The following is a 26,479-nucleotide window of genomic DNA, read 5'->3' as shown; positions in this document are numbered from 1 at the left end:
AGGGTTATGCTGTTTCCAGTTGCCTCCTAGTGTTCGACGAGGGTTCTCCCACCGTTGCCTGGTCCTGGCCCAAACATCCTGTTGCGTGCTCGATCTTCTCATGCCGGCTAAGCTCGGCTGAGGGGGAAGACGTGTTGCCCGATAGCCCAGATAAAGCCGACGAGTTCGCGCGCAATAGCGGTACAGACCTGGTTCTTGAGCTTGCCCCGTGCCATTAAGTTTCGAAACCGCTGTCACAGCCGCTTTTGCGCCGACCAGGCGATCTCTTGGACCTCGGGGGGCGTACGTTCTGCGCGCCGCTGCAGGATCGCGGTCTTTCGTGCGGCATGACGATACGTCCACGCGGCTTCGATGAGTACCCGCCGGACGTGTCCGTTGCCGGTCTTGGTGATGCCGCCGCGACGCTCGCGCTTGCCGCTGGAGTGTTCGCTAGGCACCAAGCCAAGATAGGCCATCAGTTGCGGCGCGCCGGAAAACCGTGCGAGATCACCGAGTTCCGCTACCACCGTTACAGCCGCGAGCAGACCGATGCCGCGCAGCGCCATCAACGCCTCGATAACCGGCCAAACTGCGTTCGCGTGCGCGGCCGTCTCGACTTCGCGGTCGAGGCTGGCCACGCGCCCGCCACAGGCCTGAACTGTGTCGATATACTCCTGCGGCACGATCTGTTGCTCCGGCCGGGCGAACTTGATGCCCTCCAGCCAGCGCCAGTGCGCTTGCGTCCACCTTGAGCGGCCCGCGTAGCGATGGCCGTGGCGCGACAGAAACGACAACAGCCGTTGCTTGGCCTGACGTTGCAGATGCTTCATGTCCTCACGCGCACGGGTCAGATCGCGCAACGCCTCCTGCCTCGTCCGGAATCCACACGGGGCTCAACTCGCCAGCGCGGTGCAGGCGCGCCAGACTTAGGGCATCGCGTCGGTCGGTCTTCACGCGTTCGCCCGGCTTCTTCGGAATCAGCGACGGCGCCACGACTTGGCAGTCCAGCTTGAGCTGCCGCAACTGTCGGCAAATCGTGTACCCGCAGGGGCCGGCTTCGTAGCAAAACGCCATCCGTCCCGTGCCGCGCTTGAGCTGTCCCACCACTTTCGCAATGGCCTCGGGCGTGTTCACTATCTCGCCCTTATACCGCACCTCGCCAGCCATGTCGGCGACTGCCCCGGCAATCGTTTCCTGATGTACATCCAGGCCCACGTACTTGCTAAACTTGTTCATGACCTGCCCCCTCAATGCGGCTCTGAGCCGCGGCGTAACCTACCTCAAGCTTAATCCGCGTACCTTGAGGTGCGGCAGGTATTGGGTAGCCGCGTTTCCTCTCGGAAACGCAGCCCCCGAAGAACCGTACGTGCGAGCTTTCCCCGCATACGGCTCGAGCACAGCATGAAGCGTCGCACTGACGCCGGTCTCGCCAGTTGCACGGGCCCTTCGCAAGCATCACGCTGTTGATTCGCCTCATCGCTGAGACGAAGGGCGCTGAACCGTAGTGCTGCCGGTCTCTCACAAGCTTCCCCTCAATGAATCTCAAACGTGGACCTGCGACAGCTGCACCACGCGGAAGTCTGCACCTTTTCAGGTCGGGGCAAATCTTGAACCCCTATACGACCCATTACAGGTCGCCATTCGCTTGCTCCGCGTTCTCATATCCGCTCCCCCAACAGTTCCCCTCGCGAGCCACCTGCCATCGCTTCAACATCCTCAAGCTATGGCGGAGAATCGGACTTACCGTGTTCCGCATAAAAGACACGAGCAGGTTAGGTTCCACCTATTCGCCGGCAATCCGCTGTCCGTGTAGCCCCAGTATGGAAGGAGCTATCCGATTGCATGCCTTTTGGCTTAAGCCTCACAGCATCTTTGGCTTACTACATTTGACGACGTTTATCGGTGATTCGCTTTCACTAACCGTACTGCTCACCCTGGCACCTTATCCATCCGATGCTGATAGAAAGCATCTCTCCCTCACGGGGTCAATGCCGCACTCTCGTGCAGGTTACGTTGTCCCGGCGGCTTCACACCACCTCGTTACCGAGATCGCATGCGCCGGTAGGGTACGGCTGACGGAACAGCCGGTTTCCTCTCTGGCACAGGCCAGCTGAAACAATCCTTTATGCGACCTCACGTCGCACCCATACATGATGTCTAGTTTGATGGCGTGACGCTCAGCGCGTCACGCCTTTCGCGCGCAGCAACGTCGCGTACATCTCCCTATACTTTTGCCAGCACACCGATATCGAAAACGATTCGACGATCCGCTGGCGCGCGCGAGCGCCCAGCTTCTTGCGCTGCTCGAGACTCAGCGTCGCCATTTCTCCGAGCGCATGCGCCAGCTTGACGGGATCGCGCGGCGGTACCACCAAACCGGTATCGCCAACAAGTTGGCCTGTATCGCCGACATCCGTCACCACGCACGGAACTCCGCACGCCATCGCTTCACCGACGACCGTCGGCAAGCCTTCCGTACGCGACGAGAGGCACAGGATGTCGAACGCCGGCATCAGTCGATGGAGGTCGTGGCGGGCGCCGAGCATGTGACACACGCCCGTCAGGCCGAGTTCGCTCGCGCGCCGCGCGAGCGTCGTGTTGCCCGCATCGACGTCCTTGCCGACCATCACGAAATGACAGTCCGATACGCGCTGACGAAGCAGCGCGGCCGCACGCAAAAAGTTGTCGTAATCTTTTGCCGGATTGGAACGCCCGACGATGCCGATCAGAATCGAGCGCGAAGGCAGGTCGAGTGCGTCGAGCAGCGCGGCCCGGGCGGCGGCATCCGGCACGAACTTGCGAACGTCGAAGCCGTTATGAATCACGCGCATCCTAGTGGGATCGTAACCATACGCGACGTGTGTCTCGTACGATGCGTTGGCGCAGCAAATGACCGAGTCCGGCATTTGATTGGAAGTCAACGCGCCGATTCGCGCAAGCGAATGCAGAAAGCGCCCGACCTTGGGCGTCGGCACTTCGGTTCGGTGAATTCCCCAAACGAGCGCGAACTTTTGACGCGTGCCGCGGACCCGAAACATCAGCCGCGCGAGCAGCGCCGCGACGCCGCCGAAAATATCGCCGTGATACATCCACGTCTGAACGACGTCGGGACGCGCGTCGACGATCCACCGGGCGAGCTTGACCAGAATCAGCGGATTCGGCGCACCCGGCCGCATGCACAGGAATTTGACATCGGCGCCAGCGGCACGCAGACGCTCCGCCATGACATCCAGCGACGACAAAGAAATGACGACATGCCTGTCGCCGCCTGTGCGCGACTCCAGAACGAGGTTCAGCAGCAGCGTTTCGGCGCCGCCCACACCGAGGCCCGAGATTATATGGACGATCTTCATTGTGTTTGCACGGAGCGCGCATCCGGTGATGTGAAACCTGCCTTTTTATTCTCGACTGGATGAACCAGCAGCGGGTTTCTAATTAGCCTTCGTTCTCCTATCGCGCTCTTTCTAATTGGATTCGATAGGACGATAAGACCAGTGGAAGGCTAAGTGATCGGAGCGTTGCTTCACCGTTCGGCATCCAACACACATGGGGACGTAATTTTTTGGTTATACAAATGAGGTAAAGCGATCATGGTTCGTGGGTCGTAGCAAAACTTATGTGCCGTGCCGCTCGTAGGACGAATCGAAATACTGATAGCGTTCGGGTGCATCATGCGAGTCGAATTCCACCGCCGATTATCGCGCCCGGTCGGAGAGACGGGCGATTACCAAAACAGGCATGGGTAGCTTAAAAATAGGCGCACTCTGACGGACGAAAAGATTTGACAGTGGCCCAACAACTTGATTCGAACAGGGCGTCCGGCGGTTGCAACTTCTTTCACAGAACGATTACGCCGCTGTCATGCGCTTAGCATCACAGCATAGCTATCCTTCGCAACAGCCTTGACTTTCGAGTTAATCGGCGTCTTGTTTTCCGGGCCGATGTGTGCTCACGTCCTTTCAACATGGGTTCAACATGCGCAATTGTCTTTTCATATACACGCCCGTAATCCCCATTCTCTTAAGCAGGGGTTGCCGATGGCTTTTAAACGGTTTCCCGGTGATGCCTAACGAAAAAACTGTTATCCCGTCCTCAGCATTTACGCTGATTTGTCGGCTCATAAAACGATCCCGCCAAGGTTGTGTTGGGAATGCCATAGAGGCGACACCCCAAATGAGAGACGGTGTGCATTCACCAACCTTGTCCCACCGATTCGTTCAAGCGACAAGAAATATAAGAATTTCTCCGTTAATCTTTGGAGTGGCACAGAGATGCTGAATCTTGCGCTTGGCTTTGTAGTCTCATTTTTGGTTATCTTTTTTATCGTTCGAAGTTCGGGTTTGCACGGGTCGCTCTCGATGGACCACGACCTGCGCGGCATCCAGAAAAACCACGCTTATGCGGTGCCCCGAATCGGTGGCGTTGGCATCGCCTGCGCTACGGCCGTCACGATTTTTGCGCAACCGGTCTGGGCGACCGATTCCGGAATGGGCCAGCTGCTGCTCCTGTTGTGCGCCGTGCCGGCGTTCGCGGGCGGTGTGATCGAGGACATGACGAAGCGCGTGAGCCCGAGCGTGCGCCTCCTGTGCGCGCTGGCCTCGGCGCTCGCGGCCTGCCTCGTGATGCACGCGACGCTCACGCGCGTCGACCTGCCGCTCGTCGATCAGTGGCTGCGCTACGTGCCGATCGGCATCGCTTTCACGATGCTCGGCGTCGCAGGGCTGACGAACGCGGTTAACATCATCGACGGTTTCAACGGTCTCGCATCGGTGACGACGATTCTGATCTTCGCGTCGATCGGCTATGTGGCTCATAGCGTCAACGACTACCTCGTGATGAGCATCGCGCTGACGATGATCGGCGCGATCGGCGGATTCGTGCTCTGGAACTTCCCGGTGCCTTCGGTCTTCCTCGGCGACGGCGGCGCTTACTTCGTCGGCTTCATCATGGCGGAACTGTTAGTCCTGTTAATCGCGCGCAATCCCGGCGTGTCGGCGTGGTACGCGATGGCCGTTGCGGTCTATCCGGTCTTCGAGACGCTATTCTCGATCTATCGCCGCAAGATCGTGCGCGGCCGGCCAGCCGGCCAGCCCGACGGACTTCATCTGCATACGCTCGTGTATCGACGTGTCGTGCGCAAAGGCCTCGATGCGAACAACCTGCGCCAGCGCGCGCTGCGTAACTCGTGCACCTCGGTTTATCTGTGGGTGCTAAGCCTGGTCGGCATCGCGCCCGCGACGTTCTTCTGGGACACGCCTGTCGCGCTCGCTGCGGCGACCATCGCGTTCGTCATAGTCTACGTGCGGCTCTATGTGGCGATCGTGCACTTCAAGTCGCCGCGCTGGATGATGATCACGGCGCAGGCGCCGGTCGTCGCGCCGCGTGGCGCAGAGCGTCCGCGTCATTGATTGAATCGAGGGCGCCGCAGCCATGCGGCGCCCGGTTTGCGTCTTTCTCTTTACATCAAGCCGCTGAAGAGTTACGGATACATACATCCCTGTGTCACTCGATCCGCTCGCTCATCTCCTACTTGCATCCAAGCGCGCGTTCCACGAGCGGGGACGCGAACATTGCAGTGTTGTTCCTCAGTTCAATAAGCGATCAGTGTGTGAGGACGTACGTTAAGCCGGAGTATCTCGCTGCAACATATCGTTACATACGAGCACGGCGAAACAGTCTTATTTACCGTGCCCCAAGCCCGATTAAAACCACTTTTGAGCGCCAGCGCTTCACAGCGCACGCAAGACAGCGGCGGACCGTGGGGAGACGCTTTATCGCTTACGAACCAAACGTCATTCACAAGAACGGCGAGCGGACGCGCGCCGGTTGCGGGGCAGCACGATACGCCGCATGGGGACATGCAGGAGACCATCGCGCCAGCCTAAAAAAGCACTAACGATCAACCGCTCTAGAGCGGCAAGCACCCTGGCGCGCCGGGCGATACCACGAGAACAAAAATGAACCACGGTTATGAAGCATCCCTCGTCAAGCGAGTGGTCAACCAACTGGCGACAGGCATCATCAATGGCGACTACGAAGGCAATGTGCTTCCTCCGCAGGTCATCCTGTCGAAAAAGATCGGTGTCAGCCGCGCCATCATGCGCGAAGCACTCAGCGTCCTGATCTCGCGCCGGATGCTTGATGTCCGTCCCAAGACGGGCACGCGCATCAAGCCCGCAAAAGACTGGCTGATCATCGATCATGAAGTGGCCGAGTGGCGCATGCGCGCTACGCCCGATCCCGAATATCTGCGCGGACTGATCGAGTTCCGCAAGCTCGTCGATCCGCGTGCATCCGCGCTCGCGGCGACGCGTGCGAACCGGCATCAGCGCATCGCGATCGCCGCCGCGTATCAGAACCTAGCGCACGCAGGCGCCGACATCGCCGTTCAGCAAGCCGCCGAAGACGCGCTGCAGGCAGCGATCGTTGATGCGAGTGGCGACGAGTTGCTCCGCCAAATGGGTAGGGTCGTGCGGATGGGCTTGAGAGCCATGCGCCCGATCTCGCACATGCAGACGCTCTCGCACGATTCAAATATCGCGGATTACGGCAACGTCGTACGCGCGATCGAAGCAAGCGATGCGAATGCCGCGAAGGCCGCGATGATAGAGCTCCTGAGCCATAGCGCCGATCAACTGCTTGGTGAAGCGGTTTGATTTGAGCAAGCGGGGATGGTTTAAACCGGATAATTTCCGTCCGGATACCTTGGAAACAAAAAGTATGCGCAAAGCAACGGACCGCTTTCGCGCAACACGTCATGCTTTAAAAAAGTCCACGCGATGTTGCCAGCAGCGCTGATTCGCGAAGCGGACCAAACCAATCGTCGGAGGACGAATATGTGTGGAATCGTGGCGGGGGTCGCGGAACGCAACATCGTTCCGGTATTGCTCGAAGGCTTGCGGCGTCTGGAATATCGCGGCTATGACTCGTGCGGCGTCGCCGTGCTTCGGAACGGCGCGCCCCATCGCGTGCGCAGCCTGACGCGCGTTCGCTCGTTGGATCAAGAGGTTCGCGAAACGGGTGTCGAAGGCGCAACGGGTATCGCGCATACGCGCTGGGCCACGCACGGCGCACCGGCGACGCAGAACGCACATCCGATCTTCTCGAAGGACGAGGTCGCGATCGTTCACAACGGCATCATCGAAAATTTCGAGGCGCTGAAGGTTTCGCTGAGCGCCGCGGGCTATGAGTTCGCGAGCCAGACGGACACGGAAGTCATCGCCCACTTGATCCACAGCCACTACGAGGGCGATCTGGCGGACGCCGTGCGTCGTGCCGTGACCGAGCTGCAGGGCGCCTATGCGATCGCCGTGTTCTGCAAGTCGGAACCGGGTCGCGTGGTCGGTGCACGATACGGCTCGCCGCTCGTGATCGGGCTGAGCGGCACGGAATCGTTCCTGGCATCGGACCCACTCGCGCTGTCGGACGTCACCGACCGCTTCGTGTTCCTCCAGGACGGCGACATCGCCGATCTCTCCTGCAACGGCAACCGCATCATGAATCGCGACGGCGAGCTGGTCGTGCGCGAAGCACGCACGCTGCGCCATCCGCCGGCAGAAGCAGCGCTCGGGCCGTATCGCCACTTCATGCAGAAGGAAATTTTCGAGCAGCCGCTCGCCGTCGCGAAGACGTTCCCCCGCAAGAGCGCGTTCGATGCGACGCTCTTCGGCGCATCCGATCCGCGCGCGTTCGCGCCGATCGACCGCATCCTGCTGCTCGGCTGCGGCACGAGCCACTACTCCGCGATGACCGCGAAGACGTGGTTCGAATCGATTGCGAAGATTCCGACGCAAGTCGAGATTTCCAGCGAATACCGTTACCGCGAGACGATCCCGGGCAAGAACACGCTCGTCGTGCCGATCTCGCAATCGGGCGAAACCGCCGATACGCTCGGCGCCCTAATGCATGCGCAGTCGCTGGGTCATGAGCACACGCTCGCGATCTGCAACGTCGGGACGAGCGCAATGGTGCGTCAGTCGCGCTGGTCGTTCATCACGCAAGCGGGCGCGGAGATCGGTGTCGCATCGACGAAGGCGTTCACCACGCAGCTCGTCGCGCTGTTCCTGCTCGCAGTGACGCTCGGCCGCTCGCGCGGATACGTCGACGAGCAGCAGGAAGCCGAGTACCGGACGCAGCTCTCGGGCCTTTCGACGGCGCTGCAAAGCGTGCTTGCACGCGAACCGCAGATTATTGCGTGGGCGCATGAACTCGCGCGTACCGACGACGCCATTTTCCTCGGCCGCGGATCGCACTATCCGATCGCGATGGAAGGCGCGCTGAAGCTTAAGGAAATCTCATATATCCACGCCGAAGGGTATCCCGCCGGCGAACTGAAGCACGGACCGCTCGCGCTCGTAACCGAAGCGATGCCGGTCATCGTGACGGCACCGAACGACGGCTTGCTGGAAAAGCTCAAGTCGAACATCCAGGAAGTGCGCGCGCGCAAGGGCCAGGTGTACGTTTTCGCCGATGCCGACGCACACCTGCAGAACGAGGAAGGCCTGCGCGTCATCCAGATGCCGGAGTACTACGGGCCATTGTCGCCGATCCTGCACGTGTTGCCGTTCCAGCTGCTCGCGTATCACACGGCGTGCACGCGCGGCACCGATGTCGACAAGCCGCGCAATCTCGCCAAATCGGTGACGGTGGAATGATGCGCGCTTTTGGGTTCCACGAAGACAATCAACGATGAGCACGATAAGGGTTGGACTTCTCGTCGACGACTTGGCGGTCCCGGCATGGGTAAATCACATGGTGGGGCTGATCGAGGCCGAGGAGGGCATCGAGATCGCGCTCGTCGTCAAGTACACGTATCGGCCGCAGCCAAAGCCCGCGCCGCAGGCGAATCCGTGGCTGTTGTCGCTGTGGATGGCGCTCGACAAGCGGCTCGTCAAGGTGAGCCACGACGCGTTCGAGACCAGGCCCCTGACGGCGACGCTGCCGAACGTGCCGACGTTGAACGTCGAAGTGGAAAGCAAGGAATGCGGTGACCATTTCGATGTGCGCGATTTGACGCGAATCTCGGGATACGGCATCACGGTTTTCCTGCGGCTTGGGCCGCTGCGTCCGTGCGGCGAGATCTTCGATACCGCTTCGTGCGGCATCTGGTCGTATCGACATGGCGATGAGCCTGTCGAGCGCGCGGGACCCGTCGGCGTGTGGGATATCCTGCTCGACAGGACGACGACGGCCTCAGCCTTGCAGTTCCAGACCCGCGCCGGGGAGCGCGAGCATATGCTGCAAAGATCGTGGTCGATGACGTATCCGGTTTCGATTCACCGGAACCGCAGCCATTGCTACTGGAAGACGCTGTCGTTCGCGCCGCGCAAGTTGCGCGAGCTGAAGCAGATCGGCGTGGAAAACTTCCGGATGAAGTACACGAAGGCCGAAGCGGTTCCGACCTTCTATTCCGGCGAGAAAATCGCCGACCCGAAGACGAGCGGCGGCTATGGCAAGTTCATCGGCCAGTTGCTGGCGCGCACCGCCGCGAAGAAGGCGAGCAGCCTGCGCACCTTCGAACAATGGATGCTGCTGTATCACTTCGGCAAGGAAGGTGACTTGCCCGATCGTCTTTTCGAGTTCAAGGAACTGCTGCCGCCGAAGGACCGCTTTTGGGCGGACCCGTTCGTTGTCGAAAGAAATGGCGAGTATGCGGTGTTTATCGAAGAGCTCGAGTATTCGAAGAACCGGGGACATCTGTCGGTTATCCGTTTCGATGAAAACGATCAACCGGTCTTGCCACCCGTCAAGATTCTGGAGCGGCCGTATCATCTGTCATATCCGTTCATGATCGAAGAGAACGGCGAGCTCTACATGATTCCGGAGACGAACGAGAGCAAAGCGATCGAGATTTATCGCTGCACGCGTTTTCCGGATCAGTGGGAGCACGTCATGAACCTGATGGACGACGTCATGGCCGTCGATACGACGATCTGGCGTCAGGACGGCAAGTACTGGCTCTTCGCCTGCATGCGGGAAAGCGAGCATGCGCCGCTCTCCGATGAGCTGTTTTTGTTCTGGTCGGATTCGCTGCTGACGCAGGATTGGCATCCGCATCCTTGTAATCCGATCGTGTCAGATATCCGATCGGCTCGGCCCGGCGGGAATATCTTCGAGCATCAGGGACAGTGGTATCGGCCGGCGCAGGATTGCAGCGGGAAGTACGGGCGGGCGATGTCGTTTCAACGTATCGACGTGATCGACGAAACGACTTACACGGAAACGCCCGTGAGCCGTATCGAGGCGAACTGGGATGCGAGTATCGATCGCGTTCACACATTCAATCGCACCGGACGGCTGACTTTCATCGATGGGATGAAGATGCGGACGCGGGAGAAAGCGGCTTAAGAGCGGCCTTCGGGCATCTCGATGCCTGAAAGTGTCAATCATGTCCCCGCGCACGTGTCAGCGATATCGCCAGTCTGCGCACCGGCAAAGCAATAAACGAAGAAAGCTGAAACCGATCGCTCGGTTTTAGCTGATGGTCCATCTGCATCAAATCAATGCGTTCGCCCTGTCGGATCGTAATCTTCTGGCCAGTCTGCGCGAACGCTTTTAAGACTGTCACTCTTCACCGATCCCCAGTAGTTCAACTCCGATTCGCTCTGACCTTTTATGTCTCTCAGTATGACAAGCCTGTTGTACTGTTCGCGTTCTCGAATTGCGCCGCGTCGAACCAACGCGCAAAGAAAAAGAACGATGATAAGCCATGCTGAAATTATAGAAATTATTATGGTTGTGCTCATAAGGAAACCTTACGGTAATTCAATTAGAAAGCGCTAACGACTGTGTGGAAGTCAATCGAGGAATGATTGCCACGCCGGTCTTCGTTTTACCTATTTGATGCCGACTTTAGAGGCAAAGCGGCGCACCTTCTGCGGGACGCTGCACACAGAAGCTGAAACCACGGGAATTGCGCAGACAATATCCGCGCGGGACATCGGAGGTTTGAGCATAGCGTGCTTACAATACTGAATATCCATCAGATATAGCCGGAGATTGCCATGCCTCGCGCATTGTTCGACTTTGCTCAAGCCAGTGCCGCTGTGAAGGCTGGCGGCGTGCTGTCAGCCATCCTTCGAGCCGATAAAGACTCGTTCTATATCGAACTGGAGACGCGCGAATCGGGCTTAGTGGAGCTCGGCACGTCCAACGGTCGCGAACGCCGCGCGTTTCGCGATCCCGGCCAGGCGCTTAAACTCGTGCGTCAGTTGGGCGTGGCGACCGGCCGTTTCGCGCTCGAAGGCTGGGACGCCAATGCGCCAAAGCCGCGCGCCTGGGCCCGTCCCGACCAGTCGGCCGACATGCAAGCAAGGCACGAATGTGCCGAGCGTGACGCCGAGTTCGAAGCAGACATGCGGCAGGCGCTCGCCGAAGCCGACGATCCAAACGTCGAAAAGATCACGCACGAGCAAGCGATGGCACTCCTTGATACGAAAGTCGCTGAGATCCAGGAGGAGGCCAAGCGCAAAGGCGGTGCATGATCGTCTGGTGGCTGCCGCGTGCCATCGATCAGTTGCTGCTGATCGTCAATTACATCAGAGAAGACAATCCGGGCGCCGCCGTTGAGCTTCACAGGCGATCCATGAGCGCGTCGATACGCTTGCGACTTATTCGAACCGCTACCTAGCCGGGCGTGTAAAGGGCACGCGTGAGATGGTCGTTAGGCCGAGTTACATCGTGGTGTATCGCGTGCCCAAGCAGGTCGAGATTATGCAGGAGCAGCACGCGCGTAAGTAGAATCGTTAGCGTTTGATGTGGCCTTGGCTGAAGTCGTCTGGCATAGTAAGGGACATTTGATCGTTGGGTCGAAACGCGGAGAGCGTCAACGAGTCAATGCTGTATCGATGACCGCATGGCAGGCTTTCTGGTGCGCACGAGACGTGCTGCAGGGCTTCTGCGTCGCGTCTCTCATAGCATTGCGTGAAGGTTGCCTAACCGCGCCGGTCATCGCGAGCGCTTTCCGCTTCGACTTGTCTGCGCTGGCGTCAGCGTCGTTTTAGGCGATCCGGCTTGGAACTGGGTCCGGGAAACCGCAATGATTCCGCATGTGCAGGACGAAAGACCAAACACGTCAGCGAAACCAAACACCGATGCGTACTCGTGCCACGCGCCAACGATGACGAAAACTACGAATCGCGCACTCGCCGCTCACCTTGCCCCCATTGTCGATACCACGTTCGTCTTTTGCGTGGTCGCGCGCGGCGGCTCATTCGCTCCGATCATCCATGTCGCCGACGAGCCGGCCGCATGGGCGAAACTCGTGAGCGAATACAGGCTGCAAGGCGTTGCGAGCATTGAGCTTGCGCCGCCTGATTGCTTCGGCTGACGTTGGCCGGCAAGGCGCGACGACGTGCTCATGTCGTCCCGCATCGGCATGACGAATCGATCCAATCCTTAACGAGCGTCTGTACGCTTATAGGGATTAAAGATCGAATTCCAATAGGCTACGAAAAACAATAATTCGCCCGGCTGCGCATCAGCCGAGCCCACCAGCATCTGAAGAATGAAAAACGAGAGGGCGAATCCTACGATGACGCGTCGCTCGACGGGCGGCATCGACTTGTACCAGGTCTTGAAAAACGCAAGCCACCCGGTGACATAAAGCAGAACCGAGCCGACGCCCCCACTCAGCAGCAGCGTGGCAAAGGTCGAATCCGTGAAGTACGGATGCGTGAAGCCGATACCGAAGATGTTGCCGTTCAAGAAAAACTCTTCCAGGGCCAGCATATTGGTGGACGAGCGGCTGGCGTAGCTGATGTCGTCAGCAAATCGGGCGCCGAGAATCGACGAAAACAAATCGGAGTATAGATACGCGGGAACTGCCACGACCAGAAGCAAAAACAAGATATTACGAAGCGTCAGGCGCGAAGCCAGCACGATAAAGGCTGCAATGATGAAAGAGCGGCTGATAGAAAGGCATGACAGGAGCAAGCCCATTTTTCCCTGCCAGCCATTCCATCTGCGCACATAGAGTGCCGCGTACGAAGATAATAAAAACGAAAAGAAAAACGGGTTGGGCGTCAATCCGACCGCCCGCACCGTGTTGGCGCACATTTCTCCCGATTCCCAGCAGATGCCGACCGATAGAATGGGAAGTTTTTCCAGAAGCGACGGATTAATGGGAAATGCCACCTGAGCGATGCCCCACACCACGTGAAATGCGATGGCGATCGTAATGGCGGACATCATTATCTTGCCCATAAATCTCGCGAAGACCGGAGCGCAAAACAAAAATATGACGCATTGGGTGATGGCCGGCCGGAATCCCATCATGGTGTCGTGAATCGTCGATTCAATCATGATGTGCTGGTTCCATTGCGCCAGTTCCGGATTATGGACGATGAGTCCGATAAGACCGGGAAATGGCGTCAACAGGGTCGCGCTCACGAAAACGAGTTGACCCTTTGTAAAAGCCAGTTTACGACGGAAAAACAGTAGAACACCGATCCCTGAAACCAAGCCAATAATCAAATAAGATATATCGAATGGCAGGCTAATTCCCTGAAAAGAATCTGGCTCCTTGCCAATCCAGTAAAATAAAACCATGATGAACATCATGATGGAAAAGAAAATCTCCAACATGACGTTCTTTTTTACCGGCAACGACACGGACGCTGGAATCGTGCTCATTTTAGTTCTCTTTTAGAAATAATGCGCCGAAAAGCAGGTTTTACGAGCGCCTTCATTAGATCCGGGGACGGCTGTGCCGCACGTGGATCTGTTCAAGCGCGAAGTCTGCACGAACTTAAGCACACTGTTTGTACGACGTCGAACCATGCGGCCTAGACGAGCCATCAGTTTCCGATCCGCAGGTATGAGACAACACCCATCTTGTGCGCTGCCGTGATGAAAAGGGGACAAGTGTTATCGGACCTTCGATTTTTAGTTGGCATCGGGTGACTCGAGCAAGTAAAGCATCGCGGGAACATGTGCTCCGCCTTGTCGGCCTTGTCGACATTGCCTGATGCGCGCTCCGCCGTCTATTTCGTCACGTCGCTCAGAGGCTGCAAATTCGCAGGTTATTTTGTATTTCAAGACTTCGAGCGCACAGATAAAGAACGAGTCACGCGAAAGCTAACCGAGACGACTTATTTGATGGAGGAATTAACCGCCCAAATGTGGGCCGAAACACTGAATGCGCGAGCAAAAAAAACAATCATTCAGTCGCCTGTCATTGGCTTACAACAAGGAAAACAAAATCATGGACCGCGCACTTGCTGCTCACCTTGCTCCTGCTGTCACTACGACGTTCGTCTTTTGTGTTGTAGGACGTGGCGGTTCGTTCGCCCCAATTATTCACGCCGCCACCGAGTCGGCCGCGTGGGTGAAACTCACGGGCGAATACAGTCTCCAAGGCGTGTTGAGCATTGAACTTGCCTCGCCTGACAGCTTTTGAATCTTGGTTAGCGCGACTGACCACTTGCGAAGAATATGAAAACCGCTGATTCCATCAAGTTGTACGCGCGGCGCCGAATGATTTCAGCGATCGAGCGATTCATCGCGGCTCAGACGCCAGAAGAGATGGCACGCGCTAGGCAATGGGCAAATGCTTGGATGTGGGGCGTGCGGCTGATTGCGACGCCTGTTGAACGACACAAAAGCAGACCGATTTCATAGGACGTCCCAGTGTATTCGCTATGCGTTGCCCGGCGCGCTCGGTTTGTTTTCCCACGCGACACTGATCGGAAATGTTGGGACAAGGCACAGCCTCAGATATGTGCTCGCCCGCGCAGCCACCTTGTGATACAAAAGGAGAGCAATGCCAAAGCCGAGCTGGGACCCAACAACTTCGCCGAGGATTACTTGTGGGACGTTCGTCTCCGCATGGACATATATGGAGGAAGAGCCAGCCGAGTTCGCTTTGGAACGCTCGGAGAAGGGCATCGGCCGAATTATCAGGTCGAAGCGTCGTCCGGAGACGTATTTTCATACAGAAGTATCAATCATTCGCTCGATCCCGCAGATAAGCCGTATATCGACGAACATCTGACTCGGGCGTATGACTATGCCGAGATTGCAAACTGCATCGACGCGGCGCCCAGGCTTTGGCGTCTCAGATGGCGTAGATCAAGACGGCCGTGCCGCGCTTCCAATTAACCACATTCTCCCTTTGAATTCTGTTAGCGTCATTAAATTAGGATACCTATTGAAATATCATGATCAGAAACCGTGAGTCCAGTTATCAACAAGACAGTGTTTGCCAAGTTGCGACGGACGAAGACACGTGGCTAGATCATGAGGTCTCGGAATGTTGTTTCCAGGACCAACGTCTGGGCAAGCGGTTCCGAATCTTACTCGAAAGACTGTGGGGAAGCATGGGTCAAAGTATTCCATATGCATGCCAAGACTGGGCTAACACCACGGCTTGCTTACCGGCTTCTCTCCAATGACCGCGTCAGCGAACAGGACATCCTAAGCGGACATTTTCAAGCAACCCGAGAGCGGTTTGCTAGTTCGGAAGGGCCTGTACTGGTACTTCAGGATACGACGACATTCTCGTATCAGCGAGATCGACCGGAGCTCATCGGCGTCACCGGGAAATGCGGCAGTGTCAGAGATGACGATAGGCGGCGGACCCCTTTGACAGGATGCGGAATGCTAATGCATTCAAGTCTTGCCGGTACAACGCAGAGCGTACCGCTGGGCGTTGCCGCGGTAAAGTTCTGGACGCGAAGCAAATTCAAGGGTTGCAATGCACTGAAGAAGACCATCAACCCTACACGGGTACCGATTGAAGAGAAGGAAAGCTATCGCTGGCTGCAGAATTTGAGGGAATCGACCGAACTCTTCGGCGATCCGCAGCGATGCGTTCACATCGGAGATCGCGAAAGTGACATTTACGAGCTGTTTTGTACGGCTCAGGACGTGGGGACGCACTTTCTTGTCCGTACCTGCGTTGACCGCCTCGCGGGTAACGGCGAGCACACCATTGCAGACGAGATGGACGAGGCGTGCATCAAAGGCTTACACCGCGTCCAGACTACGGACAACAGGGGGCGCGTCGCGGAGGCGGTTCTCGAGATCAGATATCGACGGATCAGCGTGTTGCCGCCCATCGGCAAGCAAAGTCGCTACCCGGCGCTGCGCCTAACTATGATACACGCACAAGAGCGCACCGAGCCAATTGACAGGCAGCGAATCGAGTGGAAACTGATCACAGACTTGCCGGTCACATCGCGCCAGGACGCGATCGAGAAGCTGGACTGGTACGCGATGCGCTGGAAGATTGAGACATTCCACAAAATCCTGAAATCGGGCTGCAAGGCGGAAGAGTCAAGGCTGCGAACGGCGGATCGACTCGCCAACCTTGTCGCGATCTTCTGTATTCTGAGTTGGCGAATCTTCTGGATCACGATGATCAACCGGGCGATGCCTGACGCGCCACCAGAACTGGTATTAACACAGGCGGAAATCAAACTGAACCGCGCCGGGAATGTAGGAGACTTCGGATCTTGGCTGTAATTGGAGATTTGAAGTATGGAAAACGAAAGCAAGGTAAGGAAGCCCACTGGGACGCGATATTCGGATGAGGTGCGGGAGCGGGCGGTGCGGATGGTGTTTGAGCACCAACACGAGTACCAAACGCAGGGGGCGGCGATCCGCTCGATCGCCTCGAAGATGGGGATGTCGCGCGAGAGGATGTCGCGCGAGACGCTTCGCAACTGGATCATTCGGCGAGTTGCTTCTTGAGCAGGCAGGCCCGATTCGCCGAGAATCGACTCGGCATCCTTGTTCTGCACCTGAGCCAGCAGTTGATCGATCAACTCATCCGGAAACAGCTTCGGCGGGCGGGTGGCATATTAGACAGTAGACAGTTTGCTTATGGCTGAGTCTGCCAGCGGAGCATCGGATGTGTTGCGCCTGCGGGCATCGCCCAAGTACCAGTCGAGCCAAAGTCCCATGTCGGTCCAAAGTTCGACGCGACGCTCATCTGCGCCGTCGTGAAACCGTTCTTGTCGGGGACCGGCGTGCCGCTGATCACGCCATGTGCGGTGGTGGTCTGCGCATTCCAGAAGACATTGTTGCCGATCGTCCCGCTGTTATTGAGCGCAATACCGCCGCCATCCGGCGGGAACGAATTCAGATTGAAGGGCGACGTGGAGAAGGATTCGCTGATCGTACCGGAATTGCTGCCCGCAATGCCTCCGGCGGAGACCACCGATGCGCTGGCGGTCGAATAGGATTGCGTGATTGTCCCATTGTTGGTGGCAACGAGACCGCCCGCATAGGAGCGCGACCCTCCGCCGATATTGCCTGCCGCGAAACGACTGAACGATCAGCCCGTTGTTGATCACTGCGAGACCGCCGACCGCGTCCATTCCGAAGACGCTTGCGGTGCTCGACGAGCGCTGAATGGTGCCGTCGTTGCGTGCCACGAGCCCGGCGGACCCCGAGCCGTCCCAGCTTTGTGATGACGTGCCCGAGCTATGGGAGTAGCTGATGAGCCCCTGGTTCAAACCTGCGAGGATGGCAACCGGCCCCGAGTACCAGCCGTTCGCGTACGCGTTCTCCACGCCAAGGTTACGCACCACGCCTCTGGTACCGATCACGCCAAACAGCGCGAGATAGGTCTGCGAATCAGCGGCGACCTGGAGATTCACGTTGCGGATCGCGTGACCCATGCCGTCGAACTGGCCTGTGAAGGCTGCGTTGGTCGCACCACCCACGCCGCTGAATGCCGCGCTCGACCCGGAGAAATCGATATCCTTGCCGAGCGCGTACGTGCCCGCGAGATTGTTTGATACGTTCTGCAGATCCGCTACGGTATTGACGAGCCGATACGCGGTGAGTTGCGAGCGCAAGCCACTAAATGGCGCCGGAACCCATGCGTTATTGAGCTTGACGGTCCCACCGGTGTACGTGCCGTTGGCGTCGAAAAGCGCCGCCACAACACCCGTTCCATGCGACCAGTCGATGGTGCCGCGATTCGTGACGCTTCCGCCGTTTGCTTCCTAGCGCGTCGGCGCGTAGAGTCAAGTTACCCGCGCCGGTGTTGCCGACGGTCGCGAGAGGGCCGATCGTGACCGAACGCCGCGCGTTGAGCGAGAGCGACGCGTTACCGGTCCATCGCAACGTCGAAAGAACATTGATGTCGCCGGTCGTACCCGTCGTGTTGACTGATATCGACGTTCCGCGCGACAACGTTCGCGCAAGCACGGCCACGGAAAGAGGGCCGGCCGAATAAGCGGGCGTCGTGATGTTCCACTGCGAAGCGTGGATGTTCACGGTATCGAATTGCAAGCCTGTACCGTTCACGTCGAGCGCGCCGGCGCCGCCGTTCGCATTCGACGTCACGATGTTGCCCTGCGCGCTCACTGCACCGCGATCCGCAACAAGCCACACGTGACCGTCGCGAGTGGCGGTGCCCGTCGCGCGCAGTTGGCTGTTGCGGCCGGCGAGCGCGAAGACGTTGCCGTCGGCCGCTTGCAGGCTGATCTGCGCGGCATCGATCGTGCCGGTGTTTGACGTGCTGCCGTGGTTGCCTGTCTGGACGAATACCTGAGGCCCGCTGGTGCTGTCATGCAGCAGCACCTGGTTTCCGGCAGCAAATTCGGCTGTTCCCTTGGGCGCGCTGATCTGGCCTTGATTATCCACTCGATTGCGGGCGATCAAAAAGACATCGCCGCCACTCGAACTGATCTTGCCGAGATTGACGACGACACCATTGCCGCCGCCTTTGAGCGTTAGGTCGCCGCCGGCCATGAACGCAGCGGGGTCGACGGCGAGACCTGAGGCCACGAAGCGCCCGCCCGTCGATACGACACCGCTTGACCCGACGACAACACCCTGCGGGTTGATCAGATAGACGCTACCGGTTGCGCTGAGTGCGCCGTCAATTGCTGAGAAGCTGCTACCCGTCACGCGATTGAGCGTTGCGCCGGTGCCGTTGTTAATGACGACGCTATTGCCGTTGCCGATCGAGAAGCTGTTCCAGTCGATCACGCCACGCGATGTCGTCTGTGACACGCGCACAGATCCCGCTTGAGTCGCGATCAAGCCTTGTCCTGCTGTGAAATGTCCGCCTTGGGGGAGCGGTCCCGCTGCGAACGCACCTGAACTGCATCCTACAACCGCTGCGATCGGCGTCAGGGCAATTTGATACCGATACGGGCGCTTTCTGAGTGTAACGGTCAAGGCTTGTGCTTGGGTCCACATTTTCGGGTGTCGATTTTGCTAACCATTACGCTTGACTATTCCGTAGGCCACGTGCCAAGCTCCTCAAAGGGAGGGCGGCGTTCATCCCAGCTACCAAGCGTGCCGACTCCCTGTCGTAGAACGGACAGCAGCACGTCCTGTTTACCGCCCAGCAATTCACTTTCATGCGCAAGGATTTGGAATGGACAGGCGATGAGTCCGACACAATCGCCCATGCGCTTTGCTATTTCTTCCTGCCAGGATTAGAGCCGCGGCATCTGCTCGGCGCCGTTCTTGCGAGCTTTCCGCAGCGATAACCGGATACGTTCTCATCTCGCTGCAAATCGCTAATATGGGTATGTAATATGATATAGCGAATTGTAGCAATACCTATGTCTCGAGACCTCTGGTTATTCGCCCTATGTTGCCTGCCAAGGAAACCCCGCCGTGGCGCCAGGAAAAAATTCGCTTTTTGAGATTTTCATTCAAACGAACGGCTACCTAATGCTTGTAAAGCTTCGAGTAAAAGTGGCCCAGCTACCTCCGGTCGATCCATAGCCATCCAGCCGCTTGCCATACGAACCTTCTGCATTTCTCGGTCTGGCAAGACGTATTGACTCAAAAGGAAAAGGGTGTTCGCGATGTCCTGAAAAGTTTGGACGCTTTGATAGCCGCCAAGGGCGACATGGCGTGTCAAAGTTTCATCCATCGAGCGCAAGACGGCAAGTGAAGGATTCTTGTTCATGCGGTAAAAGGTAGCATATGCCGCGCCCCAAGTTATCCATGCATAGAGCCAAGCACGACCTGCGGAAGAAAAGAGAGGCGGGCGGAGGAGAACGATGAGCCTGGCCTCAAATAGAGGGTTGATTAGGATAGCGGAAATAGTGACCCGCACTTCTTCGCATCTTCGATTTGTTAGTTTGAATTATTTTATGACGGTCGCGACAAGGCCGTCGGCCTTAACCGGCCCGGCGCTTTGCTTGCTCACCGGGCGCCATCCATACTTCTTGATCTTCCGCTCGAACGCATCAGCGTCGTCCCCTGCTGGCGGGTTGACGGCTGGTGACGCGACGACGGTCGTACCGCCATCGGCCACCTGCACTTGAATCGGCTTGGCGTCGATCATCTGAGCTTGAACCGGCTTGGTGACTTTGCTCGGACTGTTCCAGTCCTTGACTGTGGTAACGGGTTGAGGCTTCGAATCCGTCACATTTTCAGTAGGAAGTCCGAGTCGCGCACGAATAATCGGATCGCGGTATTTCTCGTCATCGGGTAACGAAGCCGTGTCAGCCTTGGGCTTGCTTTTCGTCAGCGGAGTTGTTGTCCCAGGGCAGAGGTGACCAGTTGCCTCGACTGCCCGACGGTTATCCTCTGATTGGCATAAGAGCGACAGTGCGACATCCGTCAACCCCATGGCCCGAAACTCGCGTGCATCAAGTCGTCGGACGCAGGCTTCGTCAACACGTGTTGTGCCTGCCGTTGCGCCAAATCCGGTGACGCTGAGCCCGAAGCTCGCTGAACCCATACACGTGTCTTGAAGCGTGGTCACTAGAGGCGGCGCTGAAATCTGTGGGACATTTCGAACCGAATACGACCCTTGGCTCGCGTTCGAATCAATCGTGGCACGAGTATCGTATGGGCTCGTGCCAGGCCCCCCGGTTGGGACTGGAATTGTTTGCTGTGCTAATGCATGTGCGCTATAGAGCGCAACGATGCAGACCGCACGATAGGCGGACTTATTCACTTCCGTTCTCCCGGCAAGAAAATGAGCGCGACACTATGTGTGCGCCCATGCATACGATCAATTATAGTTTTAACAGCCTGAAATACAGTGTATCGATTCCATCCTGCTTAATGACGAGTTGCTGCCGACGTCGAACCGGATCCATTTGAATTTCCGTTAGAGGAGGCATTCGATCCAGTTGCAATCGAAGTGGTTGAATTATTTGCGTTCGAGTGCGAACCACCAACGTTGCCAACGGAACTGCTTCCGGCTGCAGCATGCGCGCCACCGGTGTTGAGCGCACCACTTGCTCCGGCATTGCCAAGTGCCAGTGCACCGGTATAACCACCCGAAACCGTTCCTGCGGTGGAACTACTATTTGGCGAATTGCCTGTACCCTGTGACGCGCTGATATTGATGCCTACCCCACCACCGCCGCCAAGGCCGCTGCCCGCTCCGGTCGAAGTGTTTGTATTGTTTGAACTCGCCGATGCGCTCGTTCCGGCCGGACCGCTTGTTGCACCAGCGGTCGCACCAGTCGAACCGGTATTGGTCCCGACGAAACCGCCTGACCCAACAAGCACCGCTACAGTGGAACCGGATGAACCGGACGCGGTATTTGTCAAAGTGTTATAGCCGCCAGCAAAAAGCGGTGATGATGCCATCGCAAGAACTGCAGCGACAAGCTTCGCTTTCATGAAAACCTCCTCCGCGCCATGACGAAAAAGAGATCAAGCCCACGCCATTGCTATAAGTGCGCCGCCGTGGGCTCGACTGTCTAACCGCAGACTGGCGCTTAATGCCAGTTGAAGTTGAATCCGTTGGCGCTGGAGCTCGCACCCGAGCCGCCCGATGCCGAAGCGGACCCATGGCCGATGCCGCCGACCGTTGCATTGCTACCGTTCTGCGCCGTTGTGCCGGTCGTCGAGCCACCAACAGGGCCGAGGTTGCCAGCGAGTGCGTACGACGAAGCACTGGCCCCCCCAGCTTGCGTTGCGACGAAGATACCGCCAGTGGTGGTCGCGGCGGAGCCACCGCCCGAGTGAGAAGAAGAACTTGTTTGCGTCCCGGACACGGCGAAAGCAGAGGCGGAAGCAAATGTGAAGAGAGCAGCAACGATGAGTTTGCGGTTCACAGCAGTCTCCAAAAAGGCGCACGAGTTTCCGGGGTCTGCAACGGCGCCAATCGCAGATCCGGTTCACGACTAAAATCTTGGATTCGCACTTATTTCAATCGAATAAGCAAAGCTATTCCATGACGCTTAACGAGCGGCACTGTTCTACTAACAAGGTGGCAGGAGCTTGGCGCTCGATCAAGATTGATCGAGTCAGAACTCAAAACGAACGCAAACGGCGCTCGAAGCGCTCAGTTGACTGGTTATCCACCTAAATCTGGAAGGCGCTATGACAGCGGCGCAGTTGCAGAATACATAACAGCCTGCATCATCGTGTTTGGAAACGAAAAATGGCCGCGCATTTTAATTTCCTCCAGCCTCAAACTGACCTCTTTGGTTTAGTTTGGCTTACATGAACTGTAAAAATGTTATACATTTATTTGATTTATCGACGAATATATGCGCCGAAATAGGTAAAGAAAACCACTGTTACAAATCTTGTGATTTAAATAGCTTGCTTAAAACTTCACCTTTTTTCGCACAAAACACAAATGCTAGGCACAGACTTTTTATAAGGATACCTAATAACAAATAACGGGTCATCTTTTCGAAAATACGATCGAATGCGATCGAAAAGAAAGATGAGTTTTTCCAAAACCGTTTAAGGGACGTGGACAGTCGCTATCTCAGTGGCGACGGCTGTTCGCGGAGCAGAGGCTCAGCGAACGATTTTCGAACCGTCGCTCGCAGCCGCCTAAGCGCTTGTTGATCGATCTCGAAGAAATGAAGAACAGGCTGTCGACCATAGATGCGGCGGGTGTAGTCGGCACACCAGCTTAGCCCTTGCCTTTCCACGTTCAGCACCACGCATTGACCGTTCACTTTAAATCTCCTTCGGCCTTCCGAGCAGCGATTCAGCTTCTTTTGATTCGTACTACTATTAAATATTGGGAAGCTCTTTAATGAGGAGGAATATATTCACAAGCAAGCGGCAAAGAAACCCTTGTTACAATTTAATCGTGGTTATCTTTCTTAATTCGTAAATTCTACCGAGAATTAAATTAAAACGAACGTCCGACTTACATTCACTGCTAAGTCCATTTGAGGGAAAGCAATAAAAAGCTTAGTCCACGCTGGTCGGACAAATGTTTATCGATTATCTTAAGGCCGATATGTGCGGTAGCGTACACATCCAAGAGGTCCGTTAAAAAAATGTCTAAGACGCAACACGTCAACGCGGGTTCGAGAAATCGACCATAGAATGTGTCGGAAATATATCCGCACCCCTGTCATAAAAGGCAACCGCATGTTAGGTTTTTGAAAGATTAATCGGAAAAAAATAGCCGTAGATGGCGTTAATGCACGATGGTGTATTGTTACCGTCGCCTGCCGGCGGTTGTAATTTGCCTTCGACAAAGGGGCTATATGTCGTTATCAAAAGTTGGGCACGGTACTTACCACTAGGCGCCGAAAGCGAGGGCTCTCTTGAGGAGAAAAAAAACGATGGCTACGATGTCACGTGCCAAAGACTCGATTTCGTGACTGTGGATGAACGGAAGCGCCGTGAGGCGTGTGGTCTTGCGGCGCTGAAGAAAGCGATTTCCGAACGCGCGCTGGGCGGCGAGTTGACCCATCATCTGGGCTATGAGCATGGCGAAGCGCGTCCCGAGAGCGGTACCAACCATCGCAACGGGTGCAGCCGCAAGCGCGTGCTTACCGACGACGACACGCTCGATCTGGACATTCCACAGGATCGTAACGGCACGTTCCGATCCGGTGCTGATCGCCCGCGGCGAGCAGCGATTTACGGGATTCGACAGCAAAATCATCGCGATGTACGCGCGCGGCATGACGGTGCGCGAGATCCAGGGCTTTCTACTGGAAATGTACGCCCTCGAGGTGTCGCCGCACTTCATCAGCACGGTCGCCGATTCGGTGATGGATGAGGTGCGCGAATGGCAGCAACGCCCGCTCGAGGCGATGTATCTGGTGGTGTTCTTCAATGCGCTGCGCGTGGAGATCCGCGACGAAGGCGTCGTGCGCAACAAGGCGATCTATCTGGCGCTGGGCGTGCGACGCGACGGCACGCCCGAGGTGCTAGGCCTGTGGATCGAGCAGACCGAAAGGGCGAAGTTCTGGCTGGGCGTGGTCAACGACTTGAAGTTGCGCGGCGTGCAGGACATCCTGATTGCTGTGGTCGACGGGCTCAAGGGTTTCCCCGCAGCGATCAACGCCGTGTTTCCCGAGACCACGACGCAGACGTGCATCGTGCATTTAATCCGCAATTCGCTGGATCGCCGCGCTTTGGCGACGCGCCTGGGAGCAGGTTATTCCGTTCTTTGCGTTCGCACCCGAAATCCGCAAAATCGTCTACACGACCAACGCGATCGAGTCGCTGCACATGCAACTGCGCAAGATCATCAAGGCGCGTGGCCACTTTCCCGTCTGACGCGTCGTTGCAAGTGGACTGGCTCCCGGCACGATTGGGAAAGCGCCATGACACAGTTCGCGCTGCGTTACCCCGAGCGATTCAATATCGGGCTATGAGCCTTGATCCGCCTCACACACAAATCCCGGATACCCTCACCGACCTGCGCCGCGGGTGATTGGCAGCAGGTCGCAGGACCAACACAATTACGATTTCGTGACGCCGACCCGTTCAACAATGAGCAATGGTCGCCTTCACTTCGACGGCAAAGAAGCGTTACTCGCAAAAATACTCATCCGACGCGCTTGCAGACGCCTCAGCCGAAGTGTCCTTGAATTGCGTGTATCTGTGATACGTCTTGCCGTTGACGGTTACTGTCGCCGACGATTCAGCGCTTGCGCCCGACGACACGTTCGTCTTGTTCGTCCTCGCGATCGACTTCGTAACGGGATTGCTAAACGCGCTCACCATGCTACTAGCCTGTGCCGGCTGATAGCCCCACTTCGAGGTCAGCGTGTTCATATCGATCTGCTTCGGCACCCAGCCGACGAGTTTCGGCCCGTTCACCACGGGCGACAATTCGACCGCGACGATCTGCGTGCCACGCCGCGCTACGAGCAGGCATTTGCCGCCATCGCCGGTTTTTAGCGGCACCGCTCCGCTCGAAGACGGCAACAGCGTGAGAGGTGGCCCACCCGGCATCGGCTGCTGGCCTGCAGGGCTCGCCGCCCACAGGACCGAACTTGACGACGCGGCCTGTGCATTCACGCCTGCCGCTGTCATCAGCGCGAGCAGCATGAGCATCGGACGACTCTTCATACGGATGCCTCAATTGGAAAACGAGGGTTGGCTTTCCGGTCCCGCAACAACGACCAACCCTAAAATTAGAGAGAAGCGTCCTAAGGCACTTATTCTCCAAGACGCATGTTGTCATTGCGCCTGACAGGCCTCGCAAGTCTTACTTCACAAGCGAAACTTGGATCTTACGGTCTTCGACCGGGATTGTCTTTACGTCAGCCACTTCGCTTTGCAGCAGGCCGGACGGCGCTGCTTCGTTTTTCTTCACCTCAGGCGCGCGCTGAGACTTTATCTGCACGGCCGAATCGTTTGCGGCCGTCACCGGCAGACCGAGCCGCGCGCGCACGATCGGATCACGGTATTTCTCATCATCCGAGAACGTAGCGCCATCGCCTGTCTTTGCGAGCGGGGCGGTCGTGCCCGGGCACAGATGGCCGGTCGCTTCCACGGCGCGTCGATTCGAGTCACTCTGGCAGAGGAGCGCGAGCGCTACGTCGGTGAGACCCATCGCGCGAAATTCGCGTGCATCGAGACGGCGTACGCAAGCCTGGTCGACCATCGTCGTGCCGCCCGTTGCGCCAAAGCCCGTCACCGAAATGCCGAAGCTCGCCGAGCCCATGCAAGTGTCTGACAGCGTCGTTGTGAGCGAAGGCGCGGCAATCGACGGCGTCGTGCGCACCGAGTACGAGCTCTGGTTGTAGTCGACGGTGGCGCGCGTGTCGTAGGGGCTTGTGCCGGCCGTGCTGGCCTTCGTGGTGGCATCGGGCGTGCTTCCTGTCGCACCCGAACCCGAGGTGCCGTTCGATGCGGTCATCGCCGGCATCGTCACGGAGACGTTCACGTTCGACGATCCTCCCGATGCGTTGGCGCTGCCGATGCCACCCACTGAAGACGAAGCCGAGTTGGTGCTCGCGGACGAGGTAGCCGAGGTACCGATGTTGTTGAGGCTCGATCCGCCGCCCTGTCCGATCCCGACCGACGTCGAACCGGACGTCGAACCCGACGACGAATTGGCGGTCGTATCCGCGTACGCGGCATGTCCGATACAAAACAGAACCGCGCATGCGAGTTGCAAAGTGGTCTTGATCATGATGCTTCTCCGGAATGAAGGGGAACGCGACGCTTTGCGATCCCTTGAAACGGTTTGTTTTTTTGATTGCGGTGAGGCGGAGCCCAGTCGACCGATATCAAACCGGGCGCCGCGTCTTTACATCGACAAACGAGGCTTTAGCGCCAGCCGCCGCCCAGCTTGCTCCAGGCATTGGCTGCTGCATCCGCGCCCGAGCCGCCGATTGCCGAT

Annotated in this window: 19 protein-coding genes and 3 pseudogenes; 11 read left to right on the top strand and 11 right to left on the bottom strand. The window is 57.5% G+C overall.

The annotated features are described in order from the left end of the window. Positions 1 to 107 precede the first annotated feature (107 nt). A pseudogene (locus tag AWB65_RS30670) lies at positions 108 to 1,215 on the bottom strand (IS110 family RNA-guided transposase). A gap of 941 nt (positions 1,216 to 2,156) precedes the next feature. Continuing rightward, complete coding sequence (locus tag AWB65_RS30665; RefSeq protein WP_087670668.1) at positions 2,157 to 3,332, bottom strand: glycosyltransferase; 1,176 nt, start codon at positions 3,330 to 3,332, stop codon at positions 2,157 to 2,159. 918 nt (positions 3,333 to 4,250) lie between these two features. Here AWB65_RS30665 and AWB65_RS30660 point away from each other — a divergent pair. The 6 genes from AWB65_RS30660 (at position 4,251) to AWB65_RS30630 (ending at position 12,307) form a co-directional block, all read left to right on the top strand. Next, entirely contained in the window at positions 4,251 to 5,387 is a 1,137-nt protein-coding gene (locus AWB65_RS30660; RefSeq protein ID WP_087670667.1) for an MraY family glycosyltransferase, read from the top strand. A 549-nt stretch (positions 5,388 to 5,936) separates the two neighbouring features. Further along, positions 5,937 to 6,635: a FadR/GntR family transcriptional regulator gene (locus tag AWB65_RS30655; RefSeq protein WP_087670666.1), complete on the top strand. Its 699-nt coding sequence runs from the start codon at positions 5,937 to 5,939 to the stop codon at positions 6,633 to 6,635. Between the two features lie 180 nt (positions 6,636 to 6,815). Continuing rightward, a complete protein-coding gene (glmS, locus tag AWB65_RS30650; RefSeq protein WP_087670665.1) occupies positions 6,816 to 8,633 on the top strand; it encodes a glutamine--fructose-6-phosphate transaminase (isomerizing) in 1,818 nt (605 codons plus the stop codon). A 34-nt stretch (positions 8,634 to 8,667) separates the two neighbouring features. Then, positions 8,668 to 10,326: a glucosamine inositolphosphorylceramide transferase family protein gene (locus tag AWB65_RS30645; RefSeq protein ID WP_125474258.1), complete on the top strand. Its 1,659-nt coding sequence runs from the start codon at positions 8,668 to 8,670 to the stop codon at positions 10,324 to 10,326. A gap of 656 nt (positions 10,327 to 10,982) precedes the next feature. Then, complete coding sequence (locus tag AWB65_RS30640; RefSeq protein WP_087670663.1) at positions 10,983 to 11,462, top strand: hypothetical protein; 480 nt, start codon at positions 10,983 to 10,985, stop codon at positions 11,460 to 11,462. A gap of 635 nt (positions 11,463 to 12,097) precedes the next feature. Further along, complete coding sequence (locus AWB65_RS30630; RefSeq protein ID WP_087670662.1) at positions 12,098 to 12,307, top strand: hypothetical protein; 210 nt, start codon at positions 12,098 to 12,100, stop codon at positions 12,305 to 12,307. Positions 12,308 to 12,375: 68 nt separating this feature from the next. On the opposite strand, the gene AWB65_RS30625 is transcribed toward AWB65_RS30630, so the two are convergent. Continuing rightward, positions 12,376 to 13,611 (bottom strand): hypothetical protein, encoded by a 1,236-nt coding sequence (locus AWB65_RS30625; RefSeq protein ID WP_087670661.1) that lies wholly within the window; start codon positions 13,609 to 13,611, stop codon positions 12,376 to 12,378. 505 nt (positions 13,612 to 14,116) lie between these two features. On the opposite strand from AWB65_RS30625, the gene AWB65_RS30620 reads away from it, so the two are divergent. The 4 genes and pseudogenes from AWB65_RS30620 to AWB65_RS36480 form a co-directional block, all read left to right on the top strand. Further along, entirely contained in the window at positions 14,117 to 14,377 is a 261-nt protein-coding gene (locus tag AWB65_RS30620; RefSeq protein ID WP_087670660.1) for a hypothetical protein, read from the top strand. 760 nt (positions 14,378 to 15,137) lie between these two features. Further along, positions 15,138 to 15,371, top strand: a complete 234-nt coding sequence (locus AWB65_RS37940; RefSeq protein WP_374729772.1) for an IS4/Tn5 family transposase DNA-binding protein — start codon at positions 15,138 to 15,140, stop codon at positions 15,369 to 15,371. Next, complete coding sequence (locus AWB65_RS30615; protein ID WP_159907873.1) at positions 15,316 to 16,443, top strand: IS4 family transposase; 1,128 nt, start codon at positions 15,316 to 15,318, stop codon at positions 16,441 to 16,443. The genes AWB65_RS37940 and AWB65_RS30615 overlap by 56 nt, the downstream gene beginning before the upstream one ends. Positions 16,444 to 16,458: 15 nt before the next feature. Next, positions 16,459 to 16,650, top strand: a pseudogene (locus AWB65_RS36480) (hypothetical protein); the annotation flags it as partial. A 371-nt stretch (positions 16,651 to 17,021) separates the two neighbouring features. On the opposite strand, the gene AWB65_RS37780 reads toward AWB65_RS36480, so the two are convergent. The 6 genes from AWB65_RS37780 to AWB65_RS35965 all read right to left on the bottom strand — a co-directional run bounded on the left by AWB65_RS37780 (position 17,022) and on the right by AWB65_RS35965 (position 21,974). Next, on the bottom strand, positions 17,022 to 17,870 hold the full coding sequence (locus AWB65_RS37780; RefSeq protein ID WP_327359361.1) for a hypothetical protein: 849 nt from the start codon (positions 17,868 to 17,870) through the stop codon (positions 17,022 to 17,024). Next, positions 17,812 to 19,137 carry a two-partner secretion domain-containing protein gene (locus AWB65_RS37775; RefSeq protein ID WP_327359359.1) on the bottom strand — a complete coding sequence of 442 codons (1,326 nt, stop codon included), beginning with the start codon at positions 19,135 to 19,137 and terminating at the stop codon, positions 17,812 to 17,814. Before AWB65_RS37775 ends, AWB65_RS37780 begins: the two co-directional genes overlap by 59 nt. Before the next feature lie 460 nt (positions 19,138 to 19,597). Then, entirely contained in the window at positions 19,598 to 19,861 is a 264-nt protein-coding gene (locus AWB65_RS35975) for a hypothetical protein (protein ID WP_125474256.1), read from the bottom strand. Between the two features lie 180 nt (positions 19,862 to 20,041). Beyond that, a complete protein-coding gene (locus AWB65_RS37770) occupies positions 20,042 to 20,641 on the bottom strand; it encodes a hypothetical protein (protein ID WP_327359357.1) in 600 nt (199 codons plus the stop codon). A gap of 326 nt (positions 20,642 to 20,967) precedes the next feature. Next, positions 20,968 to 21,537, bottom strand: coding sequence for a hypothetical protein (locus AWB65_RS35970; protein ID WP_125474255.1), 570 nt, complete (start codon positions 21,535 to 21,537; stop codon positions 20,968 to 20,970). A 98-nt stretch (positions 21,538 to 21,635) separates the two neighbouring features. Continuing rightward, complete coding sequence (locus AWB65_RS35965; RefSeq protein WP_125474254.1) at positions 21,636 to 21,974, bottom strand: hypothetical protein; 339 nt, start codon at positions 21,972 to 21,974, stop codon at positions 21,636 to 21,638. A 1,517-nt stretch (positions 21,975 to 23,491) separates the two neighbouring features. Here AWB65_RS35965 and AWB65_RS30595 point away from each other — a divergent pair. Next, a pseudogene (locus AWB65_RS30595) lies at positions 23,492 to 24,500 on the top strand (IS256 family transposase). A 157-nt stretch (positions 24,501 to 24,657) separates the two neighbouring features. Here the strand turns inward: AWB65_RS30595 and AWB65_RS30590 are convergent. Continuing rightward, positions 24,658 to 25,200, bottom strand: coding sequence for a hypothetical protein (locus AWB65_RS30590; protein ID WP_087670658.1), 543 nt, complete (start codon positions 25,198 to 25,200; stop codon positions 24,658 to 24,660). 139 nt (positions 25,201 to 25,339) lie between these two features. Next, a complete protein-coding gene (locus AWB65_RS30585) occupies positions 25,340 to 26,269 on the bottom strand; it encodes a hypothetical protein (RefSeq protein ID WP_087670657.1) in 930 nt (309 codons plus the stop codon). Positions 26,270 to 26,479: the final 210 nt, after the last annotated feature.

The sequence above is a fragment of the Caballeronia humi genome (assembly GCF_001544475.1).
GTDB lineage: Bacteria > Pseudomonadota > Gammaproteobacteria > Burkholderiales > Burkholderiaceae > Caballeronia > Caballeronia humi.
This window is presented reverse-complemented; position numbering and strand designations above follow the sequence as displayed.